We start from the raw sequence: 14,680 nt of genomic DNA, 5'->3' as shown, positions 1-14,680 counted from the left end.
CCCTGAGTGGGCGGGGGCGGGTAACCCTGGGTCGGCGGCGGCGGGTAGCCCTGGGTCGGCGGCGGATACGCGCCGGTCGCCGCGTACTGCGGGGCCTGCTGGGTGGGCGGCGCCATCGGCTGCGGCGGGACGGGCGGCGGCGCGGCCGGCTGCTGGGCGGCGGGTTGTTGCGCGGGCTGGGGCGAGTCCTCGACGCTCACACCGTGATCGGTGACCAGCGCCGCGAATCCCCCCGCGTACCCCTGACCGACCGCGCGCACCTTCCAGGTGCCCTGGCGGCGGTACAGCTCGAGCGCGATGACGATCGACTCGGTCGCCAGCCCGCCGATCTGGTACTCGTACAACCGGTTGCCCGCCGAGTCGGAGACGACGGCGGTCGGCGGGGCGAACTGCCCGAAACTGCTCGACGGGTCGTCGAGGGTGATCACCGCGCGGATCTGGTCGATGTCCTGCGGCACGGCGTTCAGCGACACCGCCAGCGAGGCGGACTGCCCGGCGGGTGCGGGTTGCAGGTTCACGCCCGGTCCGCTCGGCTGGTTGAAGAATACGAAATCCGCGTCGGTTCTGACCTTGCCTCGCTCGGTCACCAGGAGCGCGGACAGATCCGCCGGAGCCGTCAGCTGGATGGAGATCACCACATCATTGGAGGCCAGCGGCCCGTTCTGGCCCTTGGCGAGTGTTGCGGACAAGGTCGACCCTTCGCTTGTCGGTGCGTTCGGTAGCCACTCTACGAGAAACGGACTCGGTGCGACCCGGGTAAGCGCCGTACACGACCCCGACTCCCAGGCCGAGATCGGTTAGTGTGTCGGCACACGAGAGATCGATGGGACACATTTGCGCGGTCCCGCGCGATCTACGGGGTGCGGGAACCTCCCGCGGAAAACAGTTGGAAGTGGCGAGAACTCCCACATTCCCGGACAAGACAGCAGGCAGACTCCCCCATGGCGCAACTGTTCGAACAGTCGAAAAAGGTGATCGAGGCGCACCTCGCCGGAACAAGTATCCGCGCGATCTCCGGCTCGATGATCGCCTATGAAGGAAACGTCCAGTTCAAGAGCGCCGGATTCGGCGGCGGCGACGGTGTACTCGCGGGCATGAAGCGGCGCGCGACCGGCGAGAAACTGTCGCTGATGGAATGCGGCGGGAACGGCCGGGTCTTCTTCGCCGTCAACGGCCAGGACGTCACCGTGATCAACATCAACGGCGACACCCTCCAGGTCGAATCGCAGCAGCTGCTCGCCTTCGCCGGAAACCTGCGCACCGACGTGCGTTTCGCCGGTGTGCGGGGCGCGTCGACCGGAGCGGGCCTGTTCACCACGACGGTGTCGGGTCAGGGCCAGGTCGCGTTGCTGTCGGCGGGCGGTCCGCTGATCCACCTCGAGGTGTCGCCGCAGTACCCGCTGATCGTCGACCCGGACGCGTTCGTGGCGGCGCAGGGCAACCTCCAGCAGTCCTTCGTCACCGATGTGTCGTGGCGGACGGTGGTCGGCCAGGACGCGGGCGAGGCTTTCTCGCTGCGCTGGGATGGCCAGGGCGTCGTGTTGATCCAGCCGGCGGAACGGTAGGGGCAGGTCCATGTTCGAGAAAGTCAACGGAAAAGTCGTCAAGGTCAACGTCGGCATGGCGGGCGGCGTTGTCGCGCGCAACGGCGCGATGCTGTTCTACACCGGCGATATCTCCTTCTCACCGCACCAGATTCCCGGCGCGCAGGGGATGGGCGGCGGCGGCATCATGGGGATGGCGGGCCGGATGATGGCCGGTGAGCACGAGCGCACCATGCTCGCCCAGGGCAACGGCGAAGTGCATTACGGCCTGGCCGGACTCGAAGTGCACGTGGTGCAGATGCAGCCCGGCGCGACCCTGCGGGTCGAGGCGTCGCGACTGCTCGCCAACAGCGCGCAATTGCAGAGTTCGATCGTCTCGGTGATGAGTTCCGGCGGCGGTGGCGGAGGTGGCGGCGGCGGCATCATGGGCGCGCTGCGCGGCGCCGCGGCGGGCACCCTGACCGGTCAGGGCATGTTCACCACCCAGCTCGCGGGCCAGGGGTCCGCGGTCCTGCTCGCCCACGGCGGGTTCCTGGAATTGCAGGTGGGCGGCCCGCATCCGATCGTGGTCGATCCGCAGGCGTTCGTCGCCGCGTACGGCAATGTGCAGACCGAACTGAAATCGGCACTCAGCTGGCGCGACGCGGTCGGCAAGGGCTCCGGCGAGGCGATGCAGTTGCATTGCGTCGGACAGGGCGTCGTCTACGTGCAGGCCTCCGAAGAGAAGTTGTGAGATATGTCTGAGCGAATCAGGATCCGACGAATCGGCGAGGTGCGGTGATGGCACAGGTTTTCAGCCCGGCGAATCTCGGTGAGAGCGACAACGTCCCGGGCAACGACTACGCCTACTGCATCGACCTGACCCGGCCGTGGTTCATGCGCAAGGGCGCGATGATCGCCTACTACGGGCAGATCAATTTCCAGATGCTCACCCACGGCCTGCACGGCGGACTGCTGCAAATGGTGTCGCAGCAATTCTCCGCGCCGCTGTTCACCGGTGACTACGTCGTGGCCGAGGGCCACGGGAAGCTGATCATCGGCGACCGCGGCTACAACATCAATTCCTACGATCTCGAAGAGGGCAACCTCACGATTCGCGCCGCCAATCTGCTGGCGTTCGAACCGGGTCTGTCGCTCAACCAGTCGATCGTGCCCGGCTTCCTCACCCTGATCGGCACCGGCAAATTCCTCGCCTCCTCCAACGGCCCGGTGATGTTCGCCGAACCGCCGCTGCGGGTCGACCCGGAATCGCTGGTCGGCTGGGCCGACTGCCCGTCACCGAGTCACCATTACGACCAGCGCTGGGTCACCGATTTCCTGGCGGCGGGCGCGGCGCGCATGGGCGTGAACTCCGGCGAGGAACGGCAATTCGATTTCACCGGCGCGGGCACGGTGCTCATCCAGTCCAGCGAGAAGGTGATGAGCGATTCCGTGCTGGTCCGCACGATCGAGGGCCAGTTGCAGAGCGGGATGACCGTGGGCGGTCTCCAGCGGATCCAGTCCGTGATCGCCCAGCAGCTCGCGGGTCAACAGCAGTACTGACCGCCCCGAGCATGCCCGGCACGGCGTCACGGTGCACTCGGCTACCGTGTGCACCGTGTCGCGCATGCTCGGCTCCGGAGCCGCACGGTTGATGTGGATCACCGCCCTCACCTGCACCGCCGCCTTGATCGGCGGTGCGGGACCGCTGGGCGCCGTACCCATACCGTCGGTGCCCGCCGGTCCCGACATCCCCGAATTCCTCGGCGCGCCCGCCGTCGCCGCGCCGATCCCAGGGATTGCGCCCGTCCCGCGACACCCCTTCCTCGCGCCCAACGGCGATTCCGGTATCCACAATGACGGCTGGATGAGCGACAGCTACACCCGCCCCGGCCCCCTCGGCTACGACACCCGGGTCAATTCGATGCTGCTGGCCAGCGAATGCGGCTCGGTCGCCTTCGATCGGGCCGGTCGGATCGTCACCACCTGTCTCGGCGTGGCGCCCGGCCTCTACATCATCGATCCGAACTCCCTCGCGGTGCTCGGCAAACATCCGCTGCCCGGCCGCGGCCCGCTCGATCTGTTGAAACCGGGCGCTTTCAACAACTTCGGTGGCGGCGGCTACTTCTACCTGGACAACGAGGACCGCGCCGTCATCGGCACCGGAACCGGCCACCTCCAGGTATTCCAGCAAACCCCGGCCGCCGACGGCTTCTCGCTGGTCCGCGACTACGACCTGACGGCCGTCCTGCAACCGGGGGAAACCCTCAACTCGGCGCTGCCCGATTCGAACGGCCTGATCTGGTTCGTCGCGAAGACCAACGGCGTCGTCGGCACCGTCGACCCGGACACCGGGGCGGCGCGGACGATCCGACTCGGTTCCGGTGAAGACGGCCAGATCGAGAACTCGTTCGCGGTCGGCGATTCGGGCGAGGTCTACATCGCGACCAATCGCGAACTGCTGCGTTTCGACGCGGCCACCGACGGCTCCCCCCTGATCACCTGGCGCGTCACTTACGCCAACAGCGGCCAACGCAAACCCGGCCAGGTCGATGACGGCACCGGCACCACACCCACCGTGCTACCCGACGGCTACGTCGCCATCACCGACAACGCCGACCCGATGAACGTCGTCGTCTACCGCACCGCACCCACCGCCGCCGACCGCGAGGTCTGCGCCGTCCCGGTTTTCGCACCCGGTGCGAGCGCCACCGAGAACTCCCTCATCGGCGCGGGCCGCACCCTCATCGTCGAGAACAATTACGGCTACGCGAATCCGCGCTCGACCATGCTCGGCGCCACCACGACCCCAGGCTTCGCCCGCGTCGACATCGACCCGGACGGCAACGGCTGCACCCTGGCCTGGACCAACGACACCGAAGCCGCCCCGAGCGTCGTCCCGAAACTCTCCCTCGCCACCGGCCTCGTCTACACCTACACCAAAGGCACCCAGCCGACCGATCCCTGGTACTGGACCGCCCTGGACTACCGCACCGGCGAAGTGGTGTGGAAACGCCTGTCCGGAGTGGGTTTCGGCTTCAACAACAACTACGCGGGCATCGCCCTCGGCCCCGACGGCGCCGCGTACGTCGGCACACTGGGCGGCTTGATCTCCCTGCGCGACGGACGCTGATCCCGCGCGGACGAGTCCGAGCCACCGCGGGACACCCTCCCGACGCCCTGATACTCGGTCCGAAATATCGGCGAGTAACACAGGCGGGGGGAATTCCGATCAGCCTCGTGGACAAGTGTGTCGATCGCACGAGAAGAAGACAGAGGGGAAGCGGATGTCGCACCACCGCACCAGGAGACGGGTCGCACTCGCGGCGGTCGCGAGCGCGGTCGCGCTCGGGATCGGAATGTCTCCCGCGACTGCCGAGCCGGTGAACAGTCCCGGTGTCGTCGAGACATCGGTGAAATCCCCGGATGGTTCGTATATCCAGAAGATCGAGGTCAAGGACAGTCGCAATGTGCGACTGCACGTGTTCTCCGCGGCCATGAACAATACGGTCGCCGTCGACGTGCTGCGTCCGAGCGACACCTCCGAAGCCCGGCCTTCGCTGTACCTGTTCAACGGTGCGGGCGGCGGTCTCGACGACGCGTCGTGGAAGCGCAATACCGACGCGCTGGAATTCCTCGGCGGCAAGAACATCAATGTGGTGCAGGTCGTCGGCGGCGCGTGGAGTTTCTACACCGACTGGATCAATCCCGATCCGGTGCTCGGTGTGAACAAATGGCAGACCTTCACCACCGAGGAATTGCCGCCGCTGGTCGACGCGGCGCTCGGCACCAACGGCGTCAATGCCGTGGCCGCGCTCTCGATGACGGGCACCTCGGTGCTCAACTTCGCGATCGCGAAGCCGGGCCTGTTCCGCAGCGTCGCGACCTACAGCGGTATCGCCCAGGTCAGCGACCCGATCGGGCAGCAGATGGTCAAGCTGACCGTGGAGACGTGGGGCGGCGGCGATACCCGCAACATGTGGGGTCCGACCGACAGCCCGCTGTGGCGGGCCAACGACCCGATGGTGAACGCCGAGAAGCTGCGCGGCACCAACCTGTTCTTTTCCACCGGCAACGGCATTCCTGGTGAATTCGACCAGGCGGGCGGCAAATTCCGGATGGAATCCCCCGCGGAGACCCCGCAGGTGGTGGCGATCGGTTCGGTCATCGAAAGTGGCGTCAACTGGTCGAACCACAACATGAACACCCGGTTGAACCAGCTGGGCATTCCGGCCAAATTCGTCTACCGCAACAGCGGCACCCATTCGTGGGGTTACTGGCAGGACGATCTGAAGTCGTCGTGGCCGGTGCTGGCCGAAGGCCTGTTCAGCACACCGTAGTCGGATCGACCGTAGGCCGTCGCGCGGCGGCGGCCTACGCGGCGGGTGCCGCTGTGCCCTACGCGGCAGGGGCCGCTGTGCCCTACGCGGCAGGGGCCGCGTCGATGAACCAGTTCACGATCTCTTCTCCCGCCATGATCCCGGTCGCCTCGGTGATCGTCAGGTTCGGGCTGGTCCAGTTGAGTTGTTCGAGTTCTCCGTGCCGCGGGCGGATGGCCGAATCGGCGGCGCGCAACATCTCTGCGTCGAGTGCACCGTCGCCCGCCGCGAAAGTCTTCGCCGCGGAAGCGAGTTCACCCGACTCGAGTAGTCGCCTGCGCACCTCGGCGACGGCGAGACTCTTGCATACCGCGTTCGGCATCGTGTAGATCTTGCGCCCCTGTTGCGAGGCGGACCACCCGCGCGCACCGCACCACGAACCCCATTCGGCGAGAAAACCTTCGGGGACTTCCTTGGGTTTGACCACCAGGTAGCAGAACAGGTGGTCGGCGATGCGGAATTTGGAAACCCACGAATCATCGATACGGGAGCGCAGTTCGGCGCTCACCTCCGACAGCGTCGTGCCGCCCGCGCGCACCTGGTCGTCGATGTCGATGCGCCAGCGCATATCCGGTACGCCGTCGACCAGGATATTCCCGCCGTTGCTGGTGATGGCGTAGCGCCAGGGCGCACCCGGCAGCTTGATCCTGTTGAACTGTTTGATGGTGCGGGTGGTGGTCGGGATGACCGCGGCGGGTTCGGTGAGCGACTGCATCCGCAGCGCCGCGGCGGTCGTCATGAACGACAGCGGCGCGCCCTCCAGATGTTCCACGCAGACCATCGGCACTTCCGAGGTCGTGCTGAAGGCGTTGCGCGAGTAGATCATCGTCCGATCCAGGTCCGTCGCGATCAGGGCCTGTCTTCGTGTATTACGTAGGAGCATTCGCTACTGCACTTCCTTGATCAATCCCATGCACGAATAGGCCAGGTCGGGAACGACTTCCACCGGAACTCCACGCGCCGCCGCGAGCAGCCGCAGGTGCGCGTGCTCGGGCGCGTCCGCCTCGCGGACCAGCACTCGCCACGGCACCCGGCGCAACAGCACCCTGGTCGTCTCGCCGACACCGGGTTTCACGAAATTCACGCTGGCGATGCCGTATTCCTCGCGCACCTTCTCGACCGAGGCCCAGCCCGACCAGGTGGGAGTCCGGTCACTCGCCAGGATGGCGGCGAGTTCGGCGGGCACGCGGTCGCGGACGGTGTCGAACGCCGCGCTCACGGTGTCGAGGAGTCCGCCGGACACATCGGCGTCGGCGAGGTCGCGATAGAACTTGGCGCCGTGGAATTCACCGGGGCCGATGAGTGTGTCGTTCAGGACCGTGCGTGAGATCAGGCCCGACACGGTCGAATTCAGGCAGGCCGAGGCGATCAGGAAGTCGTCGCGGGTGCCGTAGGTGCGCACGCAGTGGCCGGGATCGGCGAGAACGGCGAGTTCACCGTCGAATCGCGCGCCGCCCGCCGCGTGGTAGGCGTCGAGCGCTTCGGTGAGCTCCCTGGTGATCGCGCCCTTGCCGGTCCATCCGTCGACGAAGACCACCGAGGCCGGATCATGGTGGCGCGCAATATAATCCAGTGCGACGGTATCGATGCCGCGATCACGCACGATGGAGACCGCGTAATGCGGAACGTCGAGCGCGGCCTTGCCCACACCGCGATCCGAGCCCAGCCAGCGCTTCATCAGGATGCCGATCGGGGTGCCCGCCCTGGCCAGCGAGACCAGCACGATGTTCTCGCCGCGCTCGGCGACGACCAGTTCCGACACCGTCGCGACCGCGAGCGCGAGCCGGTGCGCGCTCTCGGTCAGCACGTGGTCGAACAATTCGCGATACGCGGCGTCGGGCTGGAATTCGATGGGAAGCGATTCCGCGTAGTGCGCGTCACCGGCCTGGATACGGCGCTCCCGTTCGGCCACATCGGCTTCCAGGTCGGCGCCGGAGAGATCCTTCAACAGCCAGGACACCTCGTGCGCCGCATACGATCCGAATTCCGGGCCGTAGAGCGGATCGGGAAGGTCGAGCGCCGAACCCGGCGAACTGTTCGATGCTGCGTTCACGTGGACTCCACCGGGATCTTCGAAATCGGGGCCCCGGCGACGCCGACGGGATCGAGTACGGTGCCGTGCGGCGTTTCGCTGCGCTCGGCATGTAATTTGCGCGGGTCGGCTCCCGGCAGCACCGCGACGACGACGTCGCTGCCCGCTGCGGTGAGCACGTCGAGCAGCCCGCCCTCGGCCACCAGTTCGGGGGTATCGGCGGGTGCGTCGATCACCACGACCAGCACCGGGGCGGCTGGCGCGTCGCTCGTGCCGGTGAGATGGGCCCACACGGCGTCGACATCGTCCTCCCACTGCGCGTTGTACAGGTAGCGCGGTGCCTCCACATCCGATTCCGGTGCGGCGAAACGGAATCCGCGCCGCAGTGGGTATCCCGGCGCGTCGAGTACGTACGCGGGTGAGCGGGTGGTCGTCTGGAACCGGCTCGGCACACCGGATTCGGCGAGTTCGGCCGCCAATCGCAGCGGCAGGTACATGAGCTCCTCGTGCCCGATGACGATGACGGGACGCGCGGGATCCAGATCCGCCCGCAGCCCCGCGGTCGCCTCGGCCAGCGCGGCCTCGAACGCGTCGGCATCGGCGTCGAGAATTCCGTGCCTGCCGCCCTCCGGCACGTGATCCGGCCACGGCAGACGCACCCGGGTGCAGGTGCCCCGACGCGACGCGGTCGGATTGAGTTCGGCCTCCGGTAACGCGGTCACCGCGTCGACCAGCCCTTCCGGCAGCACGGTGTGCCCCGAGGCCAGGCACACCGTGTCGATGACGGCCCCGAGTTCGGCGGCCGCTGCTTCGAAGCGGGCGCGATCCTCCCCGGTGCGCATATCGACCAGGGAGGCGAGCACGTAATGCGACCTCGGCGCGAACGCATGCAGCGCGCGCACCGCGTCGATAGCCGTTGCGCCGGTCGAGATCTCGTCGTCGACCAGCACCAACGGCAGATCGTTGACGAAGATCTCCGCCGGAGCTGGTTGCAGCAGATGCGAGGTGGCGTGCGAATGCCCCTCCTCGAACCCGGTGAGGGTCTGCGCCTCGGGAACATCGCGACGGGTGGAATGCAGATAGCACCGCGCACCGATGCGAGCGGCGACCGTATGTCCGAGCCCGGTCGCGGTTTCGGCGAACCCGAGCACGACGGCGGAGACGCCCGACGACGCGACGGTAAGCCGGTCGACCTCGCGACGCGCGGTCAGCGCGGCGGTCACCAGATCACCGAGCCGGTTTCCCGCGTCGAGCACGACGCGGGGATCGGTCGGCAGATGCTTGCCGAGCACGGTCGACACCAGCAGATGCGCCCGGCGCGGATTGCGCCGCAACCCCGGCCGGACCAGCTCGCCGATCCGCAATTCGCTGGGCAACGTACTGCCGTCACCGGCGCCGTAGGACGCGTGATGACGTAATTCGATACCTAATTCTCTTGTAGCCCAAGGTAATTCGATCGAAGGGTGATCACCTTCGCCGATTGGCTCGACGTGCGTACCGCTGTTACCGCGTTCGCTCACCGGACCTGCACCAACGCCGACAGCAGATCCACGAAGGACACTCCCTTGTTGGCGACCCCGAACACCCGCGAGCGCAGCAGCGTCTGGCTGGCCCAACTGCGGTGAGGTCGCATCTCGTTCATCTTGTTCCGGTATTCCGAGGCCGCCACCCCACCGACATCGACCTGAAGGATGTCGAGGGCGTCGGAGTACTCCTCGTGGGTGACCACCGACAGCGCGTGCACGGCGGCCACATGCGAGGGATGGATCACCGTCTTGCCCTGGATGCCGTTGGCCCGGTCCAGGCTGATCTCGCGCAGCAGCCCGTCCAGATCCCTCGACACCAGATACCTGCGGAACGGCACCGCGTCGGACTCCTCGAACGGCGCGGTGCGCAGCAGCGGCCGGAACATACGTTCGTGGTCGGCGAAGTACTCCCACACCGGCCCGGTGATGACGTAACCGGTGCCGTCCATGCGCCCGAGGTAGTTCACGATGTCGGCGATCACATCGGCGACCACCCGCACGTCGTAGATGGTGAGATCACGGTCACGGCGGATACCGAAGGTCGAGCACATATCCGTCGCCCCGATCCGCACCGCGAGCACCCGCTCCCGATGTTCGGCCAGCATCGCCGCGATCCCGCTCAACTCCTGGTCACGGGTTTGGCGATGCACCAGCGACGCCGATTCCAGCACCGGCATCCCGTACACCGGCCGCTCCATCCTGGTCGCCGCGTAATCGAGCGCGTCCAGATACTTCTGTCCGGTGGCGCAGTCGAATTTGGGGAAGACGAAACCGGTGAGCGCGGCCGCGCCCGGACCCAGCCGTTCGACGATCTCGCCGATCGTGTCCGCGTCGCGCACCCGGATGAACAGCAGCGGATTGGGATCGTGACTGGTCGCCAACAGGTCGAGGGTTTCCACGGCCTGGAGTTTCGCCATCTCGACCTCGTGGTCGGCGACGGCGTCCTCCAGATCGATCACCATCGAGCACACGCCGTGCGCGGCGCGTCGGCGAATCGTCTCGGCCAGATCCGCTCTGGTCGCGGGCGCGTAGAGCGTGGCGCCGAGCGCGTACGCCAGTAGCTCCCGGTCGGCGTGATCGCCGAACGGTTCCGGTTGCCGATGGAACAGATGCCGGATATCCGGCCCTTGCAGCTGCCGAAAATGGCGCAGCGGCAGTCGCTTCCGCAGGGAAATCTCCTGCTGGACGGCGATGCCTGCGGTCATCGAGGGCCCATCCTCATTCTCGTCGTGGTCCTGTGTGTTTCCTCATGCGATCCACTACCCCGGCTATGAACTCGGTGACGGCATCCAGTTCCGTCACATAGGCCAAGTAGTCGGGGTGTCGCCCCGACAGTGGTTCGGAAATTCGATCGATGCGGTCGACCTGTGCGTCGAGCACAGATCCCCATTCGCCGACGAGCCCGCGGCTCACCGCGAGCATCTGCGCATCCCGCAGCCGGAATCGTACGGCCTCGGCCCGTTCTCGCGGATTTGCCCGGACTTCACGCAGCAGAGCGAGCCGTTTGGTGACGGCGTCGACCTGTCGTTCGGCCTCGGCGAGATTCCCGCGCGCGGTAGTGGTCAATTCAAGTGCGGACTCCGGGTTGTTCTGCGCCGATGCCGCCCGTGCCCCGTCGAGGGCTTCGGCGGCGGCATCGATGGCTCGCTGGCTTTCTCGCTCATTGTTCGCCAGATCGGCCGAACTCGCAGCGTTGAACTCACGCAGCAGTGCCGAATAGGCGGGCGCCAACCCCGCCGAGCGGTTGCGAACCGCGGCCAACCTGGTATTCACCGAGGATATCGCGGTATTCGCTGCGGCGTTGCGAGATGGCGCTTGCGCCAGCGCATCCGCCAGTTCCCTCGTCGCGTACTCCAAGCGGTTCGCGGCCTCGCGCACCGCGCCCGCGGCGCCCGGACCACCCGCGGCCTCCAATGTGACGAGAGCCTCATCGACCGTGCGTGACCACGCGCGCACCGACGGATAGTCGGCGTACTCGGAATTCGCCGCCTGCGCCCGCACTCCCGCCGCCGTCACCTTCACCTGGTGGGCCAGTTGCGGCACCGTTCGATGTATCGCGACCGCCTCTTCCAGCCGCGACCGGTTGGCCTGATAGAACTCGTCCACCGCGCGCGCGGCATCGGCGAGACGCCGCGTGACGGTCGCCGTGCGCTCCTGTCCCTGCGGTAGCGGGGAGTTGTCCCGCTCCGCGGTTTCCAGCTCGTCTGCCAGCGCCAAGTACGCGCCGGAGGCGTCGTAGCAACGGCTGCGAACCGGCTCCCACGCCGCGGCGAATCGACGTTCGGGGAACACCTCGTCGGAGGCGAGCACCGCCGCATCGGCCGCACTCTGTCGCCGGTCCATGTCGAGGAACGCGTCCGCGAGCTGCGACCGGGCCTGCTGAATCCATTCGCTGTTACCGGATGACCGGAACCAGCCACGCCTACGGCCTGCCACGCCCCGATGGTAGGTGCTGAAGGTGACTATCGAGCGGACAATGTCGCGCCGATGTCCGGCGCAGCACCATAGGAGATGGTCCTGTTCGCCGAGGGTTCCCCCAGTTCCTACGCAAGTTCGCCGAAACCTACTACTGTCGTAACTCGTACCCGGCGATTCGGACATGCTGGGAACCACAGACGGACTATTGAAAGGGAATCCCGCATGGGTGTCAGTTTGTCCAAGGGCGGCAATGTCTCGCTGACCAAGGCGGCGCCTAACCTTACTGCTGTTGCCGTCGGGCTGGGGTGGGACGTTCGGACCACCACCGGAACCGACTTCGATCTGGACGCCAGCGCCATCGCGACCGGAGCGGACAAGAAGGTGGTGTCGGATCAGCACTTCGTGTTCTTCAACAACCTGAAGTCGCCCGAGGGCGCCATCGAACACGCGGGTGACAACACCACCGGCGAGGGCGAGGGCGACGACGAGGTGATCAACGTCAACCTCGCAGGCACCCCGCCCACGATCGAGAGCATCTTCTTCCCCGTCTCGATCTACGACGCGGAGACCCGGCAGCAGTCGTTCGGCCAGGTGCGCAACGCCTACATTCGCGTGGTCGATCGCTCCAACGGCACCGAGCTCGCCCGCTACGACCTGTCCGAGGACGCCTCCACCGAAACCGCCATGGTCTTCGGTGAGCTGTACCGCAACGGCGCCGAGTGGAAATTCCGCGCCATCGGCCAGGGCTACGCCTCCGGCCTGTCGGGTATCGCCAAGGATTACGGCGTCAACGTCTAAGTAACACGCATCTCACGTGCGGAGGGGGCTCGGAGACGAGCCCCCTCCGTCCGCGTCCATACCCCCTGAACTCCCTGGACGCATCGTTGGACATACGGCGGTTCAACGGCCACGCTGGTATCAATCTCGCCGAATCTGTTCCCGAAGCAATGAAAGGTCCCCGCGTGGTCCTGCGTATTTTCGGCCTCTCCGGCGTCGTCACGGTGGTGTCGCTCGTCGTGGCGCTGCTGTACGGCGGCCCAGAGGCCCTGGTGCTCTGTGCGATCCTCGGCATCCTCGAAGTGTCGCTATCGTTCGACAACGCTGTCATCAACGCCACCGTCCTGGAACGGATGAGCGACTTCTGGCAGAAGATCTTCCTCACCATCGGCGTACTGATCGCTGTTTTCGGTATGCGCCTGGTGTTTCCGCTGGCGATCGTCTGGATCACGGCCGGACTCAACCCTGCCGAGGCCTTCGATCTGGCGCTCAATCCGCCCGCCGACGACGCCGCCTACTTCCCCGACGGCAGTGCCAGCTACGAAACCCTGCTGACCGACGCGCATCCGCAGATCGCGGCGTTCGGCGGCATGTTCCTGGCCCTGCTGTTCCTCAACTTCATCTTCGAGGAGCGTGACATCACCTGGCTGAGCTGGCTCGAGAAGCCGCTGGCCAAGGCGGGCAAGCTGGATATGGCCTCCGTCGTCGTCGCGGGCATCGGCCTGGTGCTGATCGCGGAACTCGTCGCCCACGACGAGGATCGAGCCACCGTCCTGCTGTCGGGCCTGCTCGGCATGATCACCTACATCGCGGTGGACGGCCTGGGCTCGATGTTCCACACCGAGGATCTGGAGAACCCCAGCGGCGGTCCCTCCGAATTGGTCAAGGCCACCGGTAAAGCGGGCTTCTTCCTGTTCCTCTACTTGGAAGTCCTCGACGCGTCGTTCTCCTTCGACGGCGTGATCGGCGCCTTCGCCATCACCTCCGACCCGATCATCATCGCGTTGGGCCTGGGTCTGATCGGTGCGATGTTCGTCCGATCGATCACGGTGTACCTGGTGCGCAAGGGCACGCTCTCGGAGTACGTCTACCTCGAGCACGGCGCGCACTGGGCGATCGGCGCGCTCGCGGTGATCCTGTTGGTCTCGATCGGTGTGCACATCGACGAGATCATCACCGGCCTGGTCGGTGTCGCGTTCATCGGCGCGGCGTTCATCACCAGCATCATCCGCAACCGTCGTGAAGGCGATCCGGACGAAGTCGAGAAAGAACGTTCGGTGACGCCGGTAGGCTGACCCCCGGCAAGCAGCCGACGAATTCCGGTGGCAGCGGCCCCGTCTCAGGACGGATCCGCTGCCACTTTTCTTTCTGCCGCATTCACGAGGGGGCACACCCGCCGATGACCCATCCCGGCGACGTCGACATGGCGACTGTGACACTGTCCAAGGCGACACCGAGTGTCAATCTCATCGAACCCGGTGCGCGACAAGGCGTGATGCGAGCGCATCTGAGATGGTCGAGTCGCCCGCGCGGGTTGTTACGCCGCGCCAAGCCGGTCGATCTCGACCTAGGGTGCCTCTACGAGTTGTCCGACGGTGACAAGGGTGTCGTGCAGGCAGTCGGGAACAACTTCGGATCCATCGACGACGCACCGTATATCCGGCTCGACGGCGACGATCGCACCGGCGGCGACGGCAATGGTGGCGGCGAGACCTTGCACATCGATCTCACCCGGCCCGAATTGTTCCGGCGCATCCTGATCTTCGCCTTCATCTACGACGGCGTGCCGAACTGGGCCGCCGCCGACGCGGTGGTGACGCTGTTCCCGACCGAGGGGCCGCGGGTGGAGATGTCACTCGATTCGCCCTCCAGGGGAGCGCGCTGCTGTGCCGTCGCGCTGCTGGAGAACCGGGGATCGGGACTCGTCGTGAATCGGGAAGTGAACTACATCAACGGGACCCAGCGTCATATCGACGAGGCGTACGGCTGGGGTATGCGCTGGCACAGCACGACCAAGTAGTCGTC

Annotated in this window: 14 protein-coding genes; 8 read left to right on the top strand and 6 right to left on the bottom strand. The window is 66.4% G+C overall.

Annotated elements, in window-relative coordinates:
• A partial coding sequence (locus tag JZ792_RS22870; RefSeq protein ID WP_216913153.1) for a TerD family protein occupies positions 1-689 on the bottom strand: 689 nt, incomplete at its 3' end.
• Positions 690-941: 252 nt separating this feature from the next.
• On the opposite strand from JZ792_RS22870, the gene JZ792_RS22865 reads away from it, so the two are divergent.
• The 5 genes from JZ792_RS22865 (at position 942) to JZ792_RS22845 (ending at position 5,863) form a co-directional block, all read left to right on the top strand.
• Positions 942-1,565, top strand: a complete 624-nt coding sequence (locus JZ792_RS22865; RefSeq protein ID WP_109523043.1) for an AIM24 family protein — start codon at positions 942-944, stop codon at positions 1,563-1,565.
• A 10-nt stretch (positions 1,566-1,575) separates the two neighbouring features.
• Complete coding sequence (locus JZ792_RS22860) at positions 1,576-2,277, top strand: AIM24 family protein (RefSeq protein ID WP_216913152.1); 702 nt, start codon at positions 1,576-1,578, stop codon at positions 2,275-2,277.
• Between the two features lie 47 nt (positions 2,278-2,324).
• Complete coding sequence (locus tag JZ792_RS22855; protein ID WP_109523041.1) at positions 2,325-3,086, top strand: AIM24 family protein; 762 nt, start codon at positions 2,325-2,327, stop codon at positions 3,084-3,086.
• Between the two features lie 64 nt (positions 3,087-3,150).
• Complete coding sequence (locus JZ792_RS22850; protein ID WP_216913151.1) at positions 3,151-4,656, top strand: hypothetical protein; 1,506 nt, start codon at positions 3,151-3,153, stop codon at positions 4,654-4,656.
• 154 nt (positions 4,657-4,810) lie between these two features.
• On the top strand, positions 4,811-5,863 hold the full coding sequence (locus tag JZ792_RS22845; protein ID WP_216913150.1) for an alpha/beta hydrolase: 1,053 nt from the start codon (positions 4,811-4,813) through the stop codon (positions 5,861-5,863).
• Positions 5,864-5,945: 82 nt separating this feature from the next.
• Here the strand turns inward: JZ792_RS22845 and JZ792_RS22840 are convergent, their stop codons facing one another.
• From JZ792_RS22840 to JZ792_RS22820, 5 genes are read right to left on the bottom strand one after another with little or no spacing between them, the layout of a single operon-like run.
• Positions 5,946-6,728, bottom strand: coding sequence for an HAD family hydrolase (locus JZ792_RS22840; RefSeq protein WP_254190186.1), 783 nt, complete (start codon positions 6,726-6,728; stop codon positions 5,946-5,948).
• Positions 6,729-6,788: 60 nt separating this feature from the next.
• The gene (locus JZ792_RS22835; RefSeq protein ID WP_216913148.1) at positions 6,789-7,955 is read right to left on the bottom strand and encodes a cysteine protease StiP family protein; all 1,167 of its coding nucleotides are present in this window, start codon (positions 7,953-7,955) and stop codon (positions 6,789-6,791) included.
• Positions 7,952-9,391, bottom strand: a complete 1,440-nt coding sequence (locus JZ792_RS22830; RefSeq protein ID WP_216913161.1) for a phosphoribosyltransferase family protein — start codon at positions 9,389-9,391, stop codon at positions 7,952-7,954. Before JZ792_RS22830 ends, JZ792_RS22835 begins: the two co-directional genes overlap by 4 nt.
• 59 nt (positions 9,392-9,450) lie before the next feature.
• On the bottom strand, positions 9,451-10,665 hold the full coding sequence (locus JZ792_RS22825) for an HpcH/HpaI aldolase/citrate lyase family protein (RefSeq protein ID WP_216913147.1): 1,215 nt from the start codon (positions 10,663-10,665) through the stop codon (positions 9,451-9,453).
• A 13-nt stretch (positions 10,666-10,678) separates the two neighbouring features.
• The gene (locus JZ792_RS22820; protein WP_216913146.1) at positions 10,679-11,896 is read right to left on the bottom strand and encodes a hypothetical protein; all 1,218 of its coding nucleotides are present in this window, start codon (positions 11,894-11,896) and stop codon (positions 10,679-10,681) included.
• A 204-nt stretch (positions 11,897-12,100) separates the two neighbouring features.
• Between JZ792_RS22820 and JZ792_RS22815 the strand changes: the two genes are divergently transcribed.
• The 3 genes from JZ792_RS22815 to JZ792_RS22805 all read left to right on the top strand — a co-directional run bounded on the left by JZ792_RS22815 (position 12,101) and on the right by JZ792_RS22805 (position 14,675).
• Positions 12,101-12,676, top strand: coding sequence for a TerD family protein (locus JZ792_RS22815; protein WP_109523033.1), 576 nt, complete (start codon positions 12,101-12,103; stop codon positions 12,674-12,676).
• Positions 12,677-12,840: 164 nt separating this feature from the next.
• The gene (locus JZ792_RS22810; RefSeq protein ID WP_216913144.1) at positions 12,841-13,950 is read left to right on the top strand and encodes a DUF475 domain-containing protein; all 1,110 of its coding nucleotides are present in this window, start codon (positions 12,841-12,843) and stop codon (positions 13,948-13,950) included.
• A 104-nt stretch (positions 13,951-14,054) separates the two neighbouring features.
• A complete protein-coding gene (locus JZ792_RS22805; protein ID WP_216913142.1) occupies positions 14,055-14,675 on the top strand; it encodes a Tellurium resistance in 621 nt (206 codons plus the stop codon).
• Positions 14,676-14,680 lie beyond the last annotated feature (5 nt).

This window comes from Nocardia noduli (assembly GCF_019038455.1).
GTDB classification, from domain to species: domain Bacteria; phylum Actinomycetota; class Actinomycetes; order Mycobacteriales; family Mycobacteriaceae; genus Nocardia; species Nocardia noduli.
This window is presented reverse-complemented; position numbering and strand designations above follow the sequence as displayed.

What these genes read in the sequence shown, in the direction of transcription:
- JZ792_RS22865 (WP_109523043.1), top strand. Translation starts at nt 942, where the DNA reads ATGGCGCAACTGTTCGAACAGTCGAAAAAGGTGATCGAGGCGCACCTC.
- JZ792_RS22860 (WP_216913152.1), top strand. Translation starts at nt 1,576, where the DNA reads ATGTTCGAGAAAGTCAACGGAAAAGTCGTCAAGGTCAACGTCGGCATG.
- JZ792_RS22855 (WP_109523041.1), top strand. Translation starts at nt 2,325, where the DNA reads ATGGCACAGGTTTTCAGCCCGGCGAATCTCGGTGAGAGCGACAACGTC.
- JZ792_RS22850 (WP_216913151.1), top strand. Translation starts at nt 3,151, where the DNA reads ATGCTCGGCTCCGGAGCCGCACGGTTGATGTGGATCACCGCCCTCACC.
- JZ792_RS22845 (WP_216913150.1), top strand. Translation starts at nt 4,811, where the DNA reads ATGTCGCACCACCGCACCAGGAGACGGGTCGCACTCGCGGCGGTCGCG.
- JZ792_RS22840 (WP_254190186.1), bottom strand. Translation starts at nt 6,728, where the DNA reads ATGATCTACTCGCGCAACGCCTTCAGCACGACCTCGGAAGTGCCGATG.
- JZ792_RS22825 (WP_216913147.1), bottom strand. Translation starts at nt 10,665, where the DNA reads ATGACCGCAGGCATCGCCGTCCAGCAGGAGATTTCCCTGCGGAAGCGA.
- JZ792_RS22815 (WP_109523033.1), top strand. Translation starts at nt 12,101, where the DNA reads ATGGGTGTCAGTTTGTCCAAGGGCGGCAATGTCTCGCTGACCAAGGCG.
- JZ792_RS22805 (WP_216913142.1), top strand. Translation starts at nt 14,055, where the DNA reads ATGACCCATCCCGGCGACGTCGACATGGCGACTGTGACACTGTCCAAG.